Here is a 20,026-nt window from a genome sequence, read left to right on the forward strand (position 1 = left end):
TCGCTGGAAGGGCGCTGACCGTATAACTTTACGGCCCGGCGCCCAATTTTCCGTCATGCTGTCAATAATTGTTGACAGAATCCTTCCTGCTAATCGAATACTGGCTTATCATCTATCTAATAGCTCATTGTTTTAGGTGAAAGTTCCCATGCGTCTGGAAGTCTTTTGTGAAGACCGTCTTGGTCTGACCCGCGAGTTACTCGATTTGCTGGTGCTTCGTAGCATTGATTTACGCGGTATTGAGATTGACCCCATCGGGCGAATTTACCTTAATTTTGCTGAACTGGAGTTCACCAACTTCAGCAGCCTGATGGCGGAGATCCGCCGCATTTCCGGCGTGACCGATGTCCGTACGGTGCCGTGGATGCCGTCTGAACGCGAGCATCTGGCGCTGAGCGCACTGCTCGAAGCGTTGCCGGAACCCGTCCTCTCTCTGGATATGAAAAGTAAAATAGAGATGGCGAACCCCGCGAGCTGTCAGCTTTTTGCACAAAATCAGGAGCGTATGCGCAATCACACTGCCGCGCAGTTGATCAACGGCTTCAACTTCCAGCGTTGGCTGGAGAGCAACCCGCAGGTCTCTCACAACGAGCATGTGGTGATTAATGGGCAGAACTTCCTGATGGAGATTACCCCGGTTCATTTGCAAGGGGAAAATGACGAGTACATGCTCACGGGCGCTGTCGTTATGCTACGTTCTACCATCCGAATGGGGCGTCAGTTGCAGAATTTGACGACCCAGGATTTGAGCGCGTTTAGCCAGATTATCGCCGTCAGCGCGAAAATGAAGCATGTCGTAGAGCTGGCTCGTAAGCTGGCTACGCTGAGCGCGCCACTGCTGATTACCGGCGATACCGGAACCGGTAAAGATCTCTTCGCCCATGCCTGCCACCTGGCAAGCCCGCGTGCGGCAAAACCGTATCTGGCATTGAACTGCGCCTCCATTCCTGAAGATGCGGTTGAAAGCGAACTGTTTGGTCATGCGCCGGAAGGTAAAAAAGGCTTCTTTGAACAGGCCAACGGGGGGTCGGTGCTGCTGGATGAGATTGGTGAGATGTCGCCACGCATGCAGACCAAATTGCTGCGTTTTCTTAACGACGGCACCTTCCGTCGCGTTGGCGAGGATCATGAGGTTCACGTTGATGTCCGGGTGATCTGCGCCACGCAGAAGAATCTGGTGGAGCTGGTGCAAAAAGGGCTGTTCCGCGAGGATCTCTACTACCGTCTGAATGTGCTGACGCTCAATCTGCCGCCGCTGCGTGATTGCCCGCAGGATATCATGCCGCTCACTGAACTTTTCGTGGCGCGTTTTGCCGATGAGCAGGGCGTGCCGCGTCCGAAACTCTCTGCCGATCTCAGCACCGTATTAACCCGTTATGGCTGGCCGGGCAACGTGCGCCAGCTTAAAAACGCCATCTACCGGGCGCTGACGCAGCTTGAAGGGTACGAATTACGTCCGCAGGATATTTTGCTGCCGGATTACGACGCCACGACCGTTGCCGTTGGTGAAGATGCGATGGAAGGCTCGCTGGATGAGATCACCAGCCGTTTTGAACGCTCCGTGCTGACGCAGCTTTATCGCAATTATCCGAGCACGCGCAAACTGGCGAAACGCCTGGGCGTCTCACATACCGCGATTGCCAATAAGTTACGTGAATACGGTTTGAATCAGAAGAAAAGCGAAGAGTAGAAACGACACAAGTATTAGAAGCCCGATGAGCGTTGCGCCATCGGGCTTTTTTACCGTCTTACGCTTTCAGCACGTCCAGCGCAGCAGCATAGTCAGGTTCGTTGGTGATTTCGTTCACCAGCTGGCTGAAAATGACGTTGTCGTTTTCATCAATGACCACCACGGCACGCGCCGCCAGACCTTTCAGCGGGCCTTCAGTGATTTCAACGCCGTAGTCTTTCAGGAAGTCAGGATTACGCAGAGTGGAAAGGGTAATGACGTTGCTCAGACCTTCCGCGCCGCAGAAACGAGACTGGGCGAACGGCAGATCCGCAGAAACGCACAGTACGACGGTGTTGTCGATTTCTGTCGCCAGTTGGTTAAACTTACGTACCGATGCCGCACAAACGCCGGTATCAATACTTGGGAAAATATTCAGCACCTTGCGCTTGCCTGCAAACTGAGCCAGTGTGACGTCAGACAGATCTTTTGCCACGAGGGTAAAAGCCTGTGCTTTGCTACCAGCTTGAGGAATGGTGTTGGCGACGGCGACTGGATTGCCCTGGAAATGAACGGTTTGTGACATGGTTATCTTCCTGTTTACATATAGTTAACGTCGTGGCTAGTTTATGCCATCAGCAGTTAACACGGCAAACGCTATTTGTGTTTAATCCACCGCCACGCATCTGCAACGTGAAAAACGGCGAGAAAAGGAGAACCAATGAGATCTGTTAAGGTGTATGAGGAGGCCTGGCCGCTGCACACGCCCTTTGTGATTGCCCGGGGAAGTCGTACCGAAGCGCATGTTGTGGTCGTGGAGCTGGAGGAAGAGGGCGTAAAAGGCGTAGGGGAATGTACGCCTTATCCACGTTATGGCGAAAGCGATGCCTCGGTGCTGGCGCAGATCATGAGTATCGCGCCGCAACTGGAACAGGGGCTGACCCGCGAAGCACTACAAAAATTGCTGCCCGCCGGTGCGGCCAGAAATGCGGTCGATTGCGCGCTGTGGGATCTGAGCGCTCGCCAGCAGCAGCAAACGCTGGCGGAGTTTGTGGCCGTTGAATTGCCCGCTACGCTGACAACAGCACAGACTGTCGTGATCGGTACGCCTGAACAGATGGCGGCCAGCGCGGCGGCACTGTGGGAAAAAGGGGCGAAACTGCTCAAAATTAAGCTGGACGATCGCCTGATCAGCGAACGAATGGTCGCGATTCGCTCAGTCGTGCCTGATGCGACGCTAATTGTGGATGCAAACGAGTCCTGGCGTACAGAGGGGCTGGCGGCGCGATGCCAGCTGCTGGCGGATTTAGGCGTCGCGATGCTGGAACAACCGTTACCTGCGCAGGATGACGCCGCGCTGGAAAATTTTGTTCATCCGCTCCCTATTTGCGCGGATGAAAGTTGCCATACCCGCAGTAGCCTGAAGGCGTTACAGGGGCGCTACGATATGGTCAATATCAAACTGGATAAAACCGGTGGTCTGACGGAAGCGCTGGCGCTGGCCGCCGAAGCCAGAGAACAGGGTTTTGGGCTGATGCTGGGATGCATGCTGTGTACCTCCAGGGCCATTAGCGCAGCGTTGCCGCTGGCCCCACAGGTGCGTTTTGCTGACCTCGATGGCCCCACCTGGCTGGCGGTGGATGTCGAGCCCGCTTTACGGTTTACGACCGGGCAACTTCATCTTTAGGGTGCCAGCGCAGCAGAGTAGACATCGCCATCAGATACTTTTCGCTGGCCTCATCGGATGAGATCGGCGGGAACTCTGCGGTAATACAGTGCAGATTGAGGTCGGCGCACCAGCTTCCAAACGAACCGGGCGTTTCGTAACCTACGCTGGAGACCAGCGGCAGCTCAAATGCCCGGGCCAGCCATTCGCCTAACTCGCTATGTCTGGGATCTTCAATACAGGCGAGGGGATCGTGAAAGGAGACCACCCAGGCAGGATGCACCCGGTGTATCAGTTGACACAGCGCCTGGGTTTCGGGTTCGGACCCCGGATGTTCGCCGGTAAGCAGTACCACATCGCGCTCCTCGGCGCTGCTGTTCCAGCGATAAACCGTCTCACCCGCTTTCCAGTTCGCCGCCGGAAAATTACGGTTCAAATCGACGCCATTGGCATTAGCGCGCAGACCAAGCTGGCAACCGTCCGGGTTCACCGCCAGCACCACATGATGACGGCGGAGTGAAGGATTCAGCGTACGCAGCGCACACGAGAGCGTCACCACCGACGCGTTCTCATCGCCGTGCGTTCCGGCCAGAATCAGGCCGCTTTCGCGATCGGCAGCCGGAGCCGGAAACCAGATCAACGGCGCTCCCAGCAATGAACGCCCATAATGTTCGGTTCCTGGCGGAAATGCGCCGCGCTCGGCACGAGGACGGGTAACGGTCATAAGTGTCTCTGAATGCTGTTGTTATTACTCGCAGTGTTGTGCAAATTGTCCAGATAATCAAATCGTTTTCACGCGTTGCGCGCTATGCAATATCCTCTATCTGGCTTCCTGGAAGCGGATGCGTATATCGGGTTAATATCAACTTTCTGTAGGAAGACGTTTGCATTTCCTTCATGCGAAACAAATAATTACGCAGTCATCTAACTTCATCATTTAAGGGCATCTTATGAAGCACTCTGTTTCAGTTACCTGTTGTGCGCTGTTGATTAGCAGCGTCTCCCTGACACACGCTGCGGATGTTCCCGGCGGAACGGTACTGGCAGAGAAGCAAGAACTGGTCCGCCATATTAAAGATGAACCGGCGTCGTTAGATCCAGCAAAAGCGGTTGGGCTGCCGGAGATTCAGGTCATTCGCGATTTGTTTGAAGGTCTGGTGAATCAGAATGAGAAAGGGGAAATCATTCCTGGCGTCGCTACGCGCTGGAAGACCAATGATAACCGGATCTGGACGTTTACCCTGCGCAATAACGCAAAGTGGTCGGACGGCACTCCGGTGACCGCGCAGGATTTTGTCTACAGCTGGCAACGTCTGGTTGATCCGAAAACCCTGTCACCGTTTGCCTGGTTTGCCGCCCTTGCTGGCATTAATAACGCCCAGGCGATTATTGATGGTAAAGCGTCGCCGGATACGCTTGGGGTTAGCGCCGTGGACGCCCGCACGCTAAAAATACAGCTGGATAAACCGCTGCCGTGGTTTGTTAACCTGACTGCCAACTTTGCTTTTTACCCGGTACAGAAAGCCAATGTAGAAAGCGGTAAAGACTGGACGAAGCCCGGAAACCTGATCGGCAATGGCGCCTATGTGTTGAATGATCGCGTGGTCAACGAAAAACTGGTGGCGGTGCCCAATACCCACTACTGGGACAATGCGAAGACGGTGCTGCAAAAAGTGACTTTCCTGTCGATTAATCAGGAGTCGTCAGCGACTAAACGTTATCTGGCTGGCGATATTGATATCACCGAATCTTTCCCGAAAAATCTGTACCAGAAGTTGCTGAAGGATATACCAGGGCAGGTTTACACGCCGCCGCAGTTGGGCACCTATTATTATGCGTTTAACACCCAAAAAGGCCCGACGGCGGATTCCCGGGTTCGGCTGGCGCTGAGCATGACGATTGATCGCCGCATCATGGCGGAAAAAGTATTAGGAACCGGGGAGAAACCGGCCTGGCGCTTCACCCCGGACGTGACGGCTGGCTTCACTCCCGATCCTTCGCCATTTGAACAAATGAGCCAGGAAGAACTCAATGCTCAGGCAAAAACGTTATTGCTTGCGGCTGGCTATGGCCCGCAGAAACCGCTCAAATTGACGCTGTTATATAACACATCTGAAAATCATCAGAAAATCGCGATTGCAGTCGCCTCGATGTGGAAAAAGAATCTGGGCGTAGAGGTGAAGCTGCAAAACCAGGAATGGAAAACCTATATCGACAGCCGCAACACCGGTAATTTTGATGTTATCCGCGCCTCCTGGGTGGGGGACTACAATGAACCGTCTACTTTCCTGTCATTGTTAACCTCGACCCATACGGGCAATATCTCGCGCTTCAATAACCCGGCCTACGATAAAATCATGACGCAGGCGACAGTAGAAAATACGGCGAAGGCGCGCAATGCGGACTATAACGCGGCAGAGAAAATCCTGATGGAACAGGCGCCGATTGCGCCGATTTACCAGTATACCAACGGACGTTTGATCAAACCGTGGCTGAAAGGTTATCCCATTAATAACCCGGAAGACGTGGCGTATAGTCGGACAATGTATATTGTGAAGCACGACAAATAATATGCAGCAGTGAGCGAAAAGACGCGGAATACCGCGTCTTTTTTAATTTTCGGATTGCGGTGACGCGGCGTTATCCAGATAAAGCGTCTGGCTTGGAAACGCAAAATCTGCGCCGTTCGCCTGAACAATGTCGATAATCTTCAGATAAACATCCTGCTGAACCGCAAGCCAGGCTTCCCATTCGGTGGTTTTGCTAAAGCAATAGACCATGATATTCAGCGATGATTCGCCGAATTCATTGAAATAGACCAGCAGCGTCTGGCGCTGATCGATATCAGGGTGGTTTTGCAGCATCGTTCTGACCGCATCAACAATAACACCTGTTTTACTGGCATCCTGATAACGTAACCCGATCACCGTTTTAATGCGTCGGTTGGTCATCCTGCCGGGATTCTCCACGCTAATGGCGGAGAAAATCGAATTCGGCACATATAAAGGGCGGTGGTCGAAGGTGTTAATTTTGGTCATTCGCCAGCCGATTTCAGTCACGGTGCCTTCAATATTTCTGTCCGGGGAACGGACCCAGTCGCCAATGCTAAAGGGGCGATCAAAATAGAGCATAATCCCCGAGAAAAAGTTGCTCAGAATGTCCTTACCCGCCATCCCAACAGCGATGCCGCCAATACCGCCAAAAGTCAGCAACCCGGACAGACTCATGCCAAAGTGTTCGCCATAGAGTAAAACGATGGCGATAATAATAGTGATCTTTATAATGCGAGACAGGATCTTCGCACTGGTGACGTCTCTGCCTTTACCGATCTGTGATTTTTCAAAGCGGTTGATGAGTAAAAACAGTTTTATTGTCAGAATCAGCGCAATCAGAGATGTGCAGATAAAATCGACGGCATTTGGAGAGATGAATTTCAGATCGTAGTTTTCAATAACATTATTGGCGATACTGCCCAGCGTGCCGATGATAAGGGCATAAACGAAGAACTGTACGGCATGAAATATAAATCCTTTTCTTCTTTTCTCGCCACGACGAAACACAATACTCATCAGAAGTAAGGCGGCGCCACTGCCAAAAATTATTGCCAGATTAAACGCGTTTTTGAAAAAAAATTCTGCAATCATTTTGGTCTGTCACTACCCCGTATGGTTGATATAACGCTAAAAGATTCTGAGGTGCAGATATTTTATCCGCTTCGAATGCGCTGGTCATTGATCAAAAAGAATAAGACGTAGCGCATTTTCAGACAGGGACGCGCGATGTGAATATTATGTCACGACTTGTGTGGCAGACAACGAGGGATTGTCATGGTATTGTTACGCGCAAGTAACAGAGCTTTCATCTGCAAAAGGACGATACCATGATCATGACAAAGCTGAAGACAGCAAAGGGGAAGAAATTTCTGTTGGGCCTGCTGGCGGTGTTTATTATTGCGGCATCAGTGGTTACGCGGGCGACTATCGGCGGCGTGATCGAACAGTATGATATTCCGTTGTCCGAGTGGACAACCTCGATGTATTTCATCCAGTCATCGATGATTTGCGTCTACAGTCTGGTTTTCACCATTCTGCTGGCCATTCCGCTGGGGATCTATTTCCTCGGTGGTGAGGACAAACAGTAACGTGAGTGAGCGGCTTCGCCGGGTAGGCATAAGCGCTACCCGGCACGAAAATAGGCTTAATCGTCTTCTTCGTCGTCCAGTTCGACTGGTGTCTGATACTGATCGGGTTTAATGACAAGCAGATCGCAGCGCAAATGGTCGATAACCTGTTCCGCCGTATTGCCCAGGAAGGCCGCAGATATCCCGGTACGACCAACCGTACCCAGTACAACGATACCCGCCTGTAGGTGCTCGGCTAAATCCGGGATAACCTCTTCAGGCAACCCTTTTTCAACATGCGTCACTTTCTCATCAATGCTGAATTTCTGACGTAGCGCCTTCATCGCCAGCAAATGCTGACCGCGAATCGCGTCGTTGTAAACGCTCGGATCAAATTCAGGCAGTTCGATTGCGATATTGATGGGCGTCACGGGGTAGGCGCCAACCAGATGGACTTCGGTGTGGTTCACCTGTTCTGCGAGTTGCAGCGTTTCTTTGACCAGCTTTTCATTCAGCGCATTGTGATAAGGTTCTTCGCTTGCCAGGTTCACGGCCACCAGCGCTTTACCGCCTTCAGGCCACGGTTGGTCCTTGACCATCCATACCGGGCTTGGGCATTTACGTAACAAATGCCAGTCAGTCGGCGTAAAGATTACCGCTTCCAGGCGGTCATGCTGGTGCGCCATTTTGAGCACCAGATCGTGATCGTCGCTGATCACTTCCTGGATAATGGCTTCAAAGGGACGGTTGTGCCAGACCACTTTTATCTCAACGGGAACTCCTGCTTCGATGTAGTATTTCGCTTGTTCGCGTATCCAGGCTGTTCGCTGGCTGATGACGCCCTGACGCATCGCGGTACGCTCATCAGGCGAGAGCAGGGTAGTCATTTCATAAGAAAAATCATAGATCGGCAAAAAGGCTTTAATTTTGCCACCAATCCGTTGATGCAAATAAACAGCGCGTCGTAATGCGGGTTGATCGTCCTGGTTTGGGTCGATGACCACCAGCATATTTTGATACATAGCCATACAGGGTCTCCTTACAACTGTCACCGCAGTTTGTAATTAAAAGAGTAACCCATATATGTTGAATGAAACAGGGGGGAACCTTCTGCCAGATCAATAAATCAGGAAAATTTGCTGTTCTATAGGGCAGTGTATTGAATGTAAACAATTTCTATCAGTAAAATCAGACTTCCGGGGCATACCTGGGGTAAATAGCGGCTTAGTAGAGTCTGTAATTAAATCTGTTTGATTCATGAATGCCGCCATAGCGGCATTCTTATCGTTAGTGGGAACCAAGACGGATCAGTTCAACGGGTTCGAACTGGCCTTCACAGCCTTCCACTTCGACGGTTTTGTTGCGGCGTAACTGGGCTGGAGTTAACCCGTTAGAATGTATGGCAACGATTTTACCCGTTCTGCCCGTCCCATTAATCATAACCCGACTGCCATTAGTAATAGGATTATGGTTACGATCATAAGTGATCATGGTTATTTCTCCTCTTAATATCTGGGTATCAAAAAATCCGCTTAACAATCCGGGCCGCAGTCCAGAAGCGAACGTAATATAAATACACCTTTGCCATAATCTTTTTTTGTTTTTGATCAAGGTCACACTTTTTCTATACCCACCAAACCGCTGTTTTCGGGGGGAGTTAAATCAATAATCATTGTAAATGACAAGGTGTTAGGGTTGCCGCAGTTGCGTCGTATGCAAGAACGCAACTGCGGCCAGCTGGCGATCGTTCGATAGTGCGAATATCGAACGGTTGCCAGCCGCTGCGGATTGTACTTTTCCGGCATGATGAATCAATGTGGTTAATCCGAAAACGGCCAGGCGGGGCGCAAACCATGCCAGTGGTGTCCAACTGGAGTGATGGCTACGTGTTTGAGATTTCTTTAGCTTATTGACGTGGTGTGATTCCTTCTGTCAAACCAATAAATCAGGAAAATTTAATGATTTAACAGAAGGATAACTGACTTATTTGCGGAAAGATTAAGCAACGTTGCGAGTATGACCAGCAAGCACTGCGAGCGCATCGCTGTTTTCGATGGTGATGTATTTACCTTTCACCGCCAGCATACCGCTTTTCTGGAAACGCCCCAGCAGACGGCTGATCGTTTCGACCGTTAAGCCAAGGTAGTTACCGATATCGCCACGGGTCATCGTCAGGCGGAATTCACGCGGAGAGAAACCGCGCTGGGCAAAACGACGGGACAGATTGTAGATAAAGGCTGCCAGACGTTCTTCCGCATTTTTCTTCGACAGCAACAGGATCATATCCTGATCGCCTTTGATCTCGCCGCTCATCAGACGCATCATCTGTTGACGTAGGTTAGGCATCTTACCGGAGAGATCGTCCAGAGTCTCAAACGGGATTTCACATACCATTGAGGTTTCCAGCGCCTGGGCAAAGCTCGGGTGGTGCCCGCTGCCAATCGCGTCAAAGCCGACCAGGTCGCCCGCTAAATGAAAACCAGTGATCTGCTCGTCGCCCTGCTCGGTAATGGTGTAGCTTTTAATCGTACCGGAGCGGATAGCATAGAGCGATTTCAGTTCATCACCTGCTTTAAACAGCGTTTGCCCTTTCTGAATAGGCTTTTTACGCTCGATGATATTATCAAGCTGATCAAGCTCATGTTCGTTAAGTGTGAACGGGATGCAAAGCTGGCTGATACTGCAATCCTGGCAATGGATAGCACAACCGCCAGACTGAATGCGCCGTATAATTCGCTTTTCCGGGATCATAGGTCTGCTCAAGCCGTAATTGATATTTGTCAATTTTAACATCTTTTTGGTGAGCACGTAAGCCTGAGCTACCCCCAATAGAGGATAATTCAGGCATAAGCAGGAGAAATATTTATATCCCTTTGAAAATCCATGCTTTATAAGTGGTTACTTTGCATCAAAGTGTGACGGGTAAGGCACAAAATGCCTGGTTTCTACAGCAGCAGATACCCTTCATGGCGTAATAACCACTCTTTTCTTTGCACGCCGCCAGCATATCCCGTCATTGTCCCGTTGCGCCCGATTACGCGATGGCAGGGTACAACGATACTGACCGGGTTAGATCCGTTAGCGGCGCCTACGGCGCGAGCGGCTCCCGGACGGCCTAATTTTTCGGCAAGTTGACCATAATGCATAACCTGACCGCAGGGGATGGTGCGCAGCGCCTGCCACACTTCCCGCTGAAAAGGCGTTCCCCCGGTGGCGGTCTCCAGCGTATCAATGATGCTGAGATTTCCCTCAAAATACGCGGTGAGCTTATCGCTCAGGCCACCCGGATTTTTGGCGGCGATGCGCTCGTATCCCTCTGAACGATAATGTATGTCCAGTAGCTGTTCCATACGGTCGCTGTGTTGCTCCCATTCGACGGCGCGCAGGCGGAATTGCTCATCGCAAATCACCCATAACGGCCCCAGCGGGGTCGCGATATTGTCTTCAAGTAATCTCAGCATCCGTTATCTCTCATTGCAGGCGGGATAATTCCCGGACTCATCAGCAGGTCAACAAGATACCATGCGACCAATATCCGCAACCATACCCCTAAAAAGATAAGCGGGCATAATACGTTTAGCGTCATTGTTTGTTGAAAAAGCGAACAAATAAAGATGCTGAAAAAATGAAGCACGGCAGGAGAATAAAAAACAGGGACTGTCGACATCCGCCAGCCCCTAAAATCTACACAGCAGTGCTTCCTTAACCTTTTCCCGGCCTGGTTTTCCCTCAGCGGGTAATAAAGTTATAACGGCTATAAAAGAGATATTCCACTTTCAGGGCATAATTGATTTTACAAAAGCCCCGCTGAAATTGTCGGTTAACGCAGGATAAAACGTGGCTTTACCGGGGATGAAATAGTGAGATGCGCATAGCCAGATAATTGAGCCAGTGTCGTTTATTGGAAATAACTGTAAACCGTTGTCGGTATAATAGCGCGCGGTTATGATAGTGCCTGTCTTAACGCGCTGGAGGAGGAATCATGAACCTTGACGACAAAACGCTGTTTCTTGACGCCATGGAGGATGTCCAACCGTTGAAACGTTGCGCTGATGTACACTGGCAGCCCACACGCAATTCACGGGCGCCGCAGCGTATCGATACGCTCCAGCTCGATAATTTTCTTACCACCGGGTTTCTGGATATTCTTCCTTTGGGCGAACCGCTGGAATTTCGCCGGGAAGGGTTGCAGCAGGGCGTGCTCGACAAACTGCGTTCGGGAAAATACAGCCAGCAGGCGAGTCTCAATTTGCTTCGTCAGCCGGTTGAGGAATGTCGCAAGATGCTGTTTAGCTTCATCTGCCAGGCGCGTCAGGATGGTTTACGCAACGTGCTGATCATTCATGGCAAAGGGCGGGAAGATAACGCGCATGCCAATATTGTGCGCAGTTATGTGGCGCGTTGGCTGACGGAATTTGACGACGTTCAGGCTTACTGTACGGCGCTGCCTCATCATGGCGGCAGCGGAGCGTGTTATGTTGCGTTGCGTAAAACGGCGCAGGCAAAGCAGGAAAACTGGGAGCGCCACGCGAAACGCAGCCGTTAAGGGCGTTCACAGGCTACTTACGGGCAGCCTGTGACGTTTATTACGCCGCCAGCACCCGATTTCTGCCGTCGTTTTTGGCTTTGTACAGGGCATCGTCCACCCGCTTAAATAATTCATCAATACTTTCATTCGATTCGTGCCGTGCGACGCCGATGCTGACGGTAAAACGGGGCAGGCCAGGAATACAGACTTTCGCCACGGCGGCGCGTATTGATTCTGCAAGATTAAGCGCAACCTCCAGCGAGGTTCGCGGCAGCAGCAAGACAAATTCTTCACCGCCCCAGCGAAAGACCAGGTCGCCTTTACGTGCGCGAGCTTCCAGCGTTCGCGCCAGAGCGCACAGCACTTCATCGCCTTTCAAATGACCGTACAAATCGTTAATGCTTTTGAAGCGATCGGTATCGATTAGCAGCAGGCTGTAATCCATTGTCATCGACAGATGGGGCGTATGGTTTTGCTCAGTAAGAAGATAAAATTGCCTGCGGTTCAGTAAGCCGGTCAGCGCATCATGCAGCGCAGCGCGTTCCAGTTCCTGCTCCAGCCGTTTTTGCTCGGTAATGTCATGAATGATGCATAACATGAGTTTATCGCCGTAAATCTCAAGGGGACCCGCATAGGTTTGTACGTGCCGGGTGGTGCCGTCAGAGAGTTTGTGGACGAAGTTTAAGGGCTTATGACCGCCGGGCAGACGGGCAATCTCATGCATAACGGGTAAGATCTGGCGGCCTAATACGTTGATTTCCCATGTATGTTTCTGGCACATCGCTTCATGGCTGTAGCCATAGAAATTGAGTGCGGCCAGATTGGCATCGACGATCAGACCGTCCCGCGAAGGGTCTATCAACAGCATCGGCGCGGAGTTCGTCAGGAAAAAACGGGCGTAAAACCCTTGTTTTTTACGCTGATAGTTTGCCGAACGGCTGGCCTTGAGACCTTGTGCCGTGGGTGTCTCTATGCCTTCAAAAATAATAACGTCTCCCTGCGTCGACAGGGTTTTAACCGAGAGGCGGCAGGTTAAGGCGATTTCTTTACCATCACGACAGACCGTCAGAATTTCAACAATATCGTGATGGTGGTGTAAATCAGCAACGTACATGCGCAGCTCATTTTGCGCATAAGTTGAAAATATCCCCTTTCTGAGACGGCTGAAAGTCTGTTCCTGTGTCAGTTCGCGTGCGGCGGTATTAGCGAAAACTAACTCTTCTGTGTGTGGTAAAACAATCCAGACAGGAAAACTTAATAAATCCAGAGCATTGAGTTCGTGAGCAATCATCGATAATCCCGTTATCTTCACATGCTGTGTTGCCGGTTTATTGGTGAATGGCTTTTTTATTAACAGCTTACAGTGATATGGAGCGTTTTTTCACAAATCGGGAGACAACAATAGACGTGCAGATAAATCTAGCAGGGAACCTGGACAAATCCACGAATGATAAGTTTTTTTTCAATGGTCGATATAAGTGTGAACGAGTAAAAAGGAAGAAAGGTTGATGGTGACTTATATAAACATTACTCAGGCTAATCATTCTGAAAGAGGTTAACCCTTTCCCGTACGACATATTAAAGCTGATGATGCAACGCAAGGTTATCGATCTACAGACTAAAATTCATAAATTTCGATTAAGTAAATTATCATCCGTTGAACACTCCATATTGTCTCGCCGCAATACATTTGCGCCGGTGATGCCGGCGCCTTTCCAGCCATATCGTACTTTTCTGAATCATTTCAGCGTAATGGGATAATGAGGTATTGCTTAACATACGCCGAAGGCTAGACTAACGAAAAAGCGTTGAGTGAATGTGGAGGCGTTGTGGAAGCCATCAAGGGATCGGAAGTCAATGTGCCGGATGCCGTTTTTGCCTGGCTACTGGATGGTCGCGGCGGCATTAAACCGCTTGAAAATGACGATATTATCGACAGCCAGCATCCCTGCTGGTTGCATCTCAATTACACCCACCCTGACAGCGCGCAGTGGCTGGCGTCGACGCCTTTGTTACCGAATCCTGTACGCGATGCGCTGGCTGGCGAGAGTTCTCGCCCACGCGTCAGTCGGATGGGGGATGGCACGCTGATCACCTTACGCTGCATCAACGGCAGTACCGATGAACGTCCTGATCAGCTAGTGGCGATGCGTGTATATATGGATGAACGTTTTATCGTCTCAACGCGACAGCGAAAAGTTCTGGCGCTTGATGAGGTGGTTAGCGACTTGCAGGAAGGGACGGGCCCGTCCGATTGCGGCGGCTGGCTGGTCGACGTGTGTGACGCCCTGACGGATCACGCCAGCGAATTTATCGAGCAATTACACGATAAAATTATCGACCTGGAAGACAATCTGCTCGATCAGCAGATCCCGCCGCGTGGATTCCTGGCGTTACTGCGTAAGCAACTGATTGTGATGCGTCGATACATGGCGCCTCAGCGTGATGTTTATGCGCGACTGGCAAGCGAGCGTCTGGCCTGGATGAATGATGATCAGCGGCGTCGAATGCAGGATATCGCGGATCGTCTGGGAAGGGGGCTGGATGAGATCGACGCGTGTATTGCGCGCACGGGCGTGATGGCCGATGAGATCGCGCAAGTCATGCAGGAGTCCTTAGCGCGCAGAACCTATACGATGTCGCTGATGGCGATGGTCTTTCTGCCCAGCACATTTTTAACCGGATTGTTCGGCGTGAATCTCGGGGGAATTCCGGGCGGCGCATGGCATTTTGGATTTTCTATGTTCTGTATTCTGTTAGTTGTCCTGATTGGTGGTGTTACCTTATGGTTGCATCGTAGTAAATGGTTGTAACAACAACGCTTTTCATCGTCCTTTGAGCAGAAAAACGCCGCATAATTTGAGCGAAGTCAATAAACAATCTACCCATTCGGGGCAATATCTCTCTCGCAGGTGAATGCAACGTCAAGCGATGGGCGTTGCGCTCCATATTGTCTTACTTCCTTTTTTGAATTACTGCATAGCACAATTGATTCGTACGACGCCGACTTAGATTAGTCGGCTTTTTTTTGCCTGCGGGATATCAGCGTCTACCCTAAAAGAGTCAATCTGTATAACCGGAGGGTAATATGACCAGCCTGTTCACGTTGTTGCAAATGCAAACGCGCCAGTCGGATTCCGTACCAACCGATCCGGTGCCGATTCCCGATCCTATCCCGCGCCCACAACCTATGCCAGACCCGCCGCCGGATGAAGAACCGATTAAATTGTCGCATCAAGAGCGGAGATCTGCGAGGATACGCGCCTGCTGACTGTGTGTCTTTTACCGCGAGATTAAATTGTGACCGCTTTTTCTACTCTGAATGTCCTGCCTGCCGCCCAACTCGAGAATCTTAACGAGTTGGGTTATCTTGAGATGACGCCTGTCCAGGCCGCTGCGTTACCGGCGATCCTGGCCGGAAAAGATGTACGCGTGCAGGCAAAAACCGGCAGCGGAAAAACGGCTGCATTTGGTCTCGGGCTTTTACAGCATATTGATGCCAGTCTGTTTCAGACCCAGTCGCTGGTGCTTTGTCCTACGCGCGAACTGGCCGATCAGGTGGCAGGGGAGCTGCGTCGTCTGGCGCGTTTTCTGCCTAATACCAAAATCCTGACGTTGTGCGGCGGGCAACCTTTCGGCGCGCAGCGAGACTCTCTCCAGCATGCGCCGCATATTATTGTCGCGACGCCGGGTCGCCTGCTTGACCATCTGCAAAAAGGCACCGTTTCTCTGGATGCCCTGCAAACGCTGGTGATGGATGAAGCCGACAGGATGCTGGATATGGGCTTTAGCGACGCTATTGACGAGGTGATTCGCTTTGCGCCGTCACGCCGTCAGACTCTGCTGTTTTCCGCCACCTGGCCTGAGGCCATCGCGGCGATCAGCGGTCGGGTTCAGCAAAATCCACTGACGATTGAAATTGATTCGGTGGATGCGCTGCCATCTATCGAGCAGCAGTTTTTTGAAACATCTTCGCAGGGGAAAATCCCGCTGCTGCAAAAGCTGCTGAGCCAGCATCAGCCTGCGTCATGCGTTGTTTTCTGTAATACCAAAAAAGATTGTCAGGCGGTTTGTGATGCGCTTAATTCTGTTGGGCAGAGCGCATTATCGCTGCATGGCGACCTTGAGCAGCGCGATCGTGACCAGACGCTGGTTCGTTTTGCAAACGGCAGCGCGCGCGTACTGGTAGCGACGGACGTCGCCGCGCGTGGGCTGGATATCAAGTCGCTGGAGCTGGTCGTAAACTTCGAGCTGGCGTGGGACCCGGAGGTTCACGTACACCGTATTGGTCGTACCGCCCGTGCAGGCAACAGCGGTCTGGCGATCAGTTTTTGCGCGCCGGAAGAGGCGCAGCGCGCCAATATCCTGTCTGAAATGTTGCAGCTTAAACTGAACTGGCTGACGCCGCTGGGCAACGTTCCGGTTGCACCGCTGGAAGCTGAAATGGCGACGCTGTGCATTGATGGCGGTAAAAAAGCAAAAATGCGCCCGGGCGACGTGCTGGGAGCATTAACGGGAGATATTGGTCTGGATGGCGCTGATATTGGCAAAATTACCGTACATCCGGCCCATGTTTATGTGGCGGTTCGCCAGCCTGTGGCGCAGAAAGCCTGGAAGCAATTGCAGAACGGAAAGATAAAAGGGAAGAACTGTCGGGTTCGTTTATTGAAATAAATGCCCGTTCCGGCCTACAGGTGCTTATGCGCATCGTAGGCCGGATAAGATGTTTACGTCGCCATCCGGCTGAGTCAGAAATTACTTCACTTCCACGACGTTCAGACGCAGTTCATCCAGTTGGTTATCGTCTTCCTCTGGCTGCCAGCCTGCGGGTTGCAGAGGGATCTCTTCGCGGTCAAAGGCTAAATCACCACCGTCTACTACGTCGGAATCATGATTAATGCCTTTGAAATCAAAAAGATTAATATCGCTCAGATGAGAAGGCACCACGTTCTGCATCGCGCTGAACATGGTTTCAATACGCCCTGGATAACGCTTATCCCAGTCGCGCAGCATGTCGGCGATGACCTGGCGTTGCAGGTTTGGCTGCGACCCGCACAGGTTGCACGGAATAATAGGGAACGCTTTGGCTTCTGAAAAACGCTCAATATCTTTCTCGCGGCAGTAGGCCAGCGGGCGGATAACGATGTGTTTGCCATCATCGCTCATCAGCTTCGGCGGCATCCCTTTCATTTTCCCGCCGTAGAACATGTTCAGGAATAACGTTTGCAGGATATCGTCGCGGTGGTGGCCTAACGCAATTTTGGTTGCACCCAGTTCTGTTGCGGTGCGGTAGAGAATACCGCGGCGCAGTCGGGAGCACAGAGAGCAGGTCGTTTTGCCTTCAGGAATTTTCTCTTTAACGATCCCATAGGTGTTTTCTTCAACGATCTTATACTCTACGCCCAGTTTCTCGAGATATTCCGGCAGAATGTGTTCGGGAAAACCCGGTTGCTTCTGGTCAAGGTTAACGGCGACCAGAGAAAAGTTGACGGGCGCGCTTTGCTGCAAATTACGCAGAATTTCCAGCATGGTATAGCTGTCTTTCCCGCCGGAAAGGCACACCATGATGCGATCGCCTTCTTCGATCATATTGAAGTCAGCAATCGCTTCGCCCACGTTACGACGCAGACGTTTTTGTAATTTGTTCAGGTTGTACTGTTCTTTCTTGCTAATATCTTGATTTTGCGACATTTAATAGAGGCTCAATTCATTGTGTGGCATCAGAAAAGTATGCATCACGCCGGAAAGACCGGCAAAAGAAATCTGATATAAAAACTGTGGCGTGTATGGTACGGATTGGCGAGAAGAATGTCAGCACATTTATACCCGTTATACCTCAGGTTGCAGGTAAGCGTGCAGGGTTGAAAAGTGGATATGAAAAGCCCGCAACGGCGTGCGGGCTGATGCGTTTAGCGAACCACCAGGACGGAACATTCGGCATGGCGTACGACCGCTGCGGCGTTGGAGCCCAGCAGATACGTGGTGATGTCCGGGCGGTGAGAAGCAATAATCACCATGTCTGCCGGTAATTTTTTAGCCATTTCCAGAATTTTATCTTTCGGAGAACCTTCCGCGATATGAATCTGTACTCTGTCGGCAGGAATACTGAACTTCTTGATAATCTCTTCCAGTTGAGATTTTGCTTCGGCTTTCAGATCGTCCATAGCCGGTAACTCTGCTGAGTAGGCCAGGCCTAAAGAGGCGTAATAGGGCAGTGACGGAATAACGGTCAGGAAATGGACCTCTGCGTCATCTATTTTTGCCTCGGCTTCAACATGGGTGATAACGCGTTGAGTTAATTCTGAATCTGAAATATCGATGGGCACAAGAATCGTTCTGCTCATAAAACCTCCTGTTTAAGTATCCGATTAAAGTTTAACCCTTAATGGCACTTTATGTACAATGACAGGAGTCACATTTTAGCGTGAGTTTGGTTTCTGCTCTGGAAATTTCCCTTTGATCACGCCGTCATAAAAGCGGCCTTTAGAAACCACGACAAGAAAATCACGAAAAATACGCGACGGGACGCCGAGATATTGCAGAGTACCGGTTCGATGAAAACGAATTTCCAGCGTGCTGGAGGTTTCGTCATAGCCGACGGATGCAATACGGGATGATTTAACGGGATGATGGTTCATTGCCGGCGTCCTCTACAGCAGATCTTTATGCAATATATCATCTATCAATGGAGAGTTTTAGCGCAACAAATATATTGTTTTAGTATAGATAAAACACTGTTGTTATGAGAAAAGCCCGCCGTTGCCAGCGGGCTGACGGACTTAGAACTGGTAAACCATACCCAGAGCAACGACGTCGTCGGTAGACATATCGTTGCGAGTGTAGAAGCTGTCATCTTCATCCAGCAGGTTGATTTTGTAATCAACATAAGTGGAGAAGTTTTTGTTGAAGTAGTAGGTCGCGCCTACGTCAGCATATTTAACCAGGTCTTTATCTTCACCGCCGGCCAGATCCTTACCTTTAGACATCAGGAAAGATACGGCAGGACGCAGACCGAAGTCGAACTGGTACTGCGCTGTAACTTCAAAGTTCTGGGTTTTGTTGGCAATGGTGTTATCACTGCCGTTTGAGCCACCGTAAGGAGTCATATTACGGGTTTCAGAATACATGGTCGCCAGATAGATGTTGTTAGCGTCATATTTCAGGCCAGCAGTCCACGCATCTGCTTTATCACCGCCAGCAGTAGAGTGATTTGCTTGCTGATTCGTTCGGTCGGAAGTGGTATATGCCGCACCGAAGCTTACGCCCATACCCAGATCGTAAGTTGAAGAGATACCGAAGCCGTCGCCGTTGGAGTTTTTCACGTTACGGTCGCCGCCGTTGTTTGTCCCCTCCTGGGAATACGTGTCTTCGCTGCCGGATTGGTTTTCATTCGCCCCCTGATATTGCAGCGCAAAGCTCAGACCATCCACCAGACCGAAGAAGTCGGTATTACGGTAGGTTGCTACGCCGTTAGCACGGCCGGTCATGAAGTTGTCTGCTTTGGTATAAGAGTCGCCGCCGAATTCTGGCAGCATATCGGTCCAGCCTTCCACGTCGTACAGTACGCCGTAGTTACGGCCGTAGTCGAATGAACCATAGTCACCGACTTTAATACCTGCGAATGCCAGACGAGTCCAGGAGTCACCTTTATCACCTTCGGTACCGTTAGCCTGAACCTGATATTCCCACTGGCCGTAACCCGTGATCATATCGTTAACCTGAGTTTCACCTTTGAAACCCATACGCATGTATGTTTGATCGCCGTCAGAATTTGCGTCATCAGAGAAATAATGCAGACCGTCTACTTTGCCATAGAGATCTAATTTATTGCCGTCTTTATTATAAACTTCAGCGGCGTGGGCCGCGCCTGCGGCTAACAGGGCAGGGATTACGAGAGCCAGTACTTTTCTTTTCATTGAAATAACCCTTTAGTTTTTTTATTTACCTGTGACTCCCCATAAGGGAAGTGAAATCATGCTAAAGGAGAAGTTCCGTAAAGAGATAAATATGAATTGTTACGTCTTAAGTAAAATCTTAATTAAA

20 protein-coding genes are annotated in these 20,026 nt (G+C 50.7%); 8 read left to right on the forward strand and 12 right to left on the reverse strand.

Annotated features, from left to right (window positions below; translation table 11 throughout):
• Positions 1–148: 148 nt before the first annotated feature.
• Positions 149–1,690, forward strand: coding sequence for a transcriptional regulator TyrR (gene tyrR, locus OGV82_RS15900; protein ID WP_047463566.1), 1,542 nt, complete (start codon positions 149–151; stop codon positions 1,688–1,690).
• Between the two features lie 58 nt (positions 1,691–1,748).
• Here tyrR and tpx read toward each other — a convergent pair whose 3' ends face one another.
• Positions 1,749–2,255 carry a thiol peroxidase gene (tpx, locus tag OGV82_RS15905; protein WP_012132276.1) on the reverse strand — a complete coding sequence of 169 codons (507 nt, stop codon included), beginning with the start codon at positions 2,253–2,255 and terminating at the stop codon, positions 1,749–1,751.
• 135 nt (positions 2,256–2,390) lie between these two features.
• Here tpx and ycjG point away from each other — a divergent pair, with 135 nt between their 5' ends.
• Complete coding sequence (ycjG, locus tag OGV82_RS15910) at positions 2,391–3,356, forward strand: L-Ala-D/L-Glu epimerase (protein ID WP_012132278.1); 966 nt, start codon at positions 2,391–2,393, stop codon at positions 3,354–3,356.
• Here the strand turns inward: ycjG and mpaA are convergent.
• Positions 3,331–4,059: a murein tripeptide amidase MpaA gene (gene mpaA / locus OGV82_RS15915; protein WP_012132279.1), complete on the reverse strand. Its 729-nt coding sequence runs from the start codon at positions 4,057–4,059 to the stop codon at positions 3,331–3,333. The genes ycjG and mpaA overlap by 26 nt on opposite strands.
• Positions 4,060–4,285: 226 nt before the next feature.
• Here mpaA and OGV82_RS15920 point away from each other — a divergent pair, with 226 nt between their 5' ends.
• Positions 4,286–5,905 (forward strand): peptide ABC transporter substrate-binding protein, encoded by a 1,620-nt coding sequence (locus OGV82_RS15920; RefSeq protein WP_047463568.1) that lies wholly within the window; start codon positions 4,286–4,288, stop codon positions 5,903–5,905.
• 42 nt (positions 5,906–5,947) lie between these two features.
• On the opposite strand, the gene OGV82_RS15925 is transcribed toward OGV82_RS15920, so the two are convergent.
• Positions 5,948–6,979, reverse strand: a complete 1,032-nt coding sequence (locus OGV82_RS15925; protein WP_047463570.1) for a mechanosensitive ion channel family protein — start codon at positions 6,977–6,979, stop codon at positions 5,948–5,950.
• 236 nt (positions 6,980–7,215) lie between these two features.
• On the opposite strand from OGV82_RS15925, the gene OGV82_RS15930 reads away from it, so the two are divergent.
• The gene (locus OGV82_RS15930; protein ID WP_012132282.1) at positions 7,216–7,476 is read left to right on the forward strand and encodes a DUF2534 family protein; all 261 of its coding nucleotides are present in this window, start codon (positions 7,216–7,218) and stop codon (positions 7,474–7,476) included.
• Between the two features lie 56 nt (positions 7,477–7,532).
• Here the strand turns inward: OGV82_RS15930 and uspE are convergent, their stop codons facing one another.
• The 4 genes from uspE to ogt form a co-directional block, all read right to left on the reverse strand.
• Positions 7,533–8,483: a universal stress protein UspE gene (gene uspE, locus OGV82_RS15935; protein WP_012132283.1), complete on the reverse strand. Its 951-nt coding sequence runs from the start codon at positions 8,481–8,483 to the stop codon at positions 7,533–7,535.
• 259 nt (positions 8,484–8,742) lie between these two features.
• Entirely contained in the window at positions 8,743–8,946 is a 204-nt protein-coding gene (gene ydfZ, locus OGV82_RS15940; protein WP_024130312.1) for a putative selenium delivery protein YdfZ, read from the reverse strand.
• 507 nt (positions 8,947–9,453) lie between these two features.
• Entirely contained in the window at positions 9,454–10,206 is a 753-nt protein-coding gene (gene fnr / locus OGV82_RS15945; RefSeq protein WP_003020397.1) for a fumarate/nitrate reduction transcriptional regulator Fnr, read from the reverse strand.
• Between the two features lie 194 nt (positions 10,207–10,400).
• Positions 10,401–10,916, reverse strand: coding sequence for a methylated-DNA--[protein]-cysteine S-methyltransferase (gene ogt, locus OGV82_RS15950; RefSeq protein WP_012132287.1), 516 nt, complete (start codon positions 10,914–10,916; stop codon positions 10,401–10,403).
• A 521-nt stretch (positions 10,917–11,437) separates the two neighbouring features.
• On the opposite strand from ogt, the gene smrA reads away from it, so the two are divergent.
• On the forward strand, positions 11,438–12,001 hold the full coding sequence (gene smrA / locus OGV82_RS15955) for a DNA endonuclease SmrA (RefSeq protein ID WP_012132289.1): 564 nt from the start codon (positions 11,438–11,440) through the stop codon (positions 11,999–12,001).
• A gap of 40 nt (positions 12,002–12,041) precedes the next feature.
• On the opposite strand, the gene OGV82_RS15960 is transcribed toward smrA, so the two are convergent.
• Positions 12,042–13,274, reverse strand: a complete 1,233-nt coding sequence (locus OGV82_RS15960) for a sensor domain-containing diguanylate cyclase (RefSeq protein ID WP_012132290.1) — start codon at positions 13,272–13,274, stop codon at positions 12,042–12,044.
• 538 nt (positions 13,275–13,812) lie between these two features.
• On the opposite strand from OGV82_RS15960, the gene zntB reads away from it, so the two are divergent.
• The 3 genes from zntB to dbpA all read left to right on the forward strand — a co-directional run bounded on the left by zntB (position 13,813) and on the right by dbpA (position 16,657).
• The gene (zntB, locus tag OGV82_RS15965) at positions 13,813–14,796 is read left to right on the forward strand and encodes a zinc transporter ZntB (protein WP_047463573.1); all 984 of its coding nucleotides are present in this window, start codon (positions 13,813–13,815) and stop codon (positions 14,794–14,796) included.
• A gap of 275 nt (positions 14,797–15,071) precedes the next feature.
• A complete protein-coding gene (ynaL, locus tag OGV82_RS15970) occupies positions 15,072–15,254 on the forward strand; it encodes a proline-rich small protein YnaL (RefSeq protein WP_072025335.1) in 183 nt (60 codons plus the stop codon).
• A 29-nt stretch (positions 15,255–15,283) separates the two neighbouring features.
• On the forward strand, positions 15,284–16,657 hold the full coding sequence (gene dbpA / locus OGV82_RS15975; protein ID WP_047463574.1) for an ATP-dependent RNA helicase DbpA: 1,374 nt from the start codon (positions 15,284–15,286) through the stop codon (positions 16,655–16,657).
• Between the two features lie 81 nt (positions 16,658–16,738).
• Here the strand turns inward: dbpA and ttcA are convergent, their stop codons facing one another.
• The 4 genes from ttcA to ompC form a co-directional block, all read right to left on the reverse strand.
• Complete coding sequence (gene ttcA, locus OGV82_RS15980) at positions 16,739–17,674, reverse strand: tRNA 2-thiocytidine(32) synthetase TtcA (protein ID WP_047463577.1); 936 nt, start codon at positions 17,672–17,674, stop codon at positions 16,739–16,741.
• Between the two features lie 218 nt (positions 17,675–17,892).
• Positions 17,893–18,327, reverse strand: coding sequence for a universal stress protein UspF (gene uspF / locus OGV82_RS15985; protein WP_012132296.1), 435 nt, complete (start codon positions 18,325–18,327; stop codon positions 17,893–17,895).
• Between the two features lie 75 nt (positions 18,328–18,402).
• Positions 18,403–18,621, reverse strand: a complete 219-nt coding sequence (locus OGV82_RS15990) for a KTSC domain-containing protein (RefSeq protein ID WP_012132297.1) — start codon at positions 18,619–18,621, stop codon at positions 18,403–18,405.
• Positions 18,622–18,762: 141 nt separating this feature from the next.
• The gene (gene ompC, locus OGV82_RS15995) at positions 18,763–19,899 is read right to left on the reverse strand and encodes a porin OmpC (protein WP_047463579.1); all 1,137 of its coding nucleotides are present in this window, start codon (positions 19,897–19,899) and stop codon (positions 18,763–18,765) included.
• Between the last annotated feature and the right edge of the window lie 127 nt (positions 19,900–20,026).

It is taken from the genome of Citrobacter sp. CK191, from assembly GCF_030333435.1.
Lineage (GTDB): Bacteria > Pseudomonadota > Gammaproteobacteria > Enterobacterales > Enterobacteriaceae > Citrobacter_B > Citrobacter_B koseri.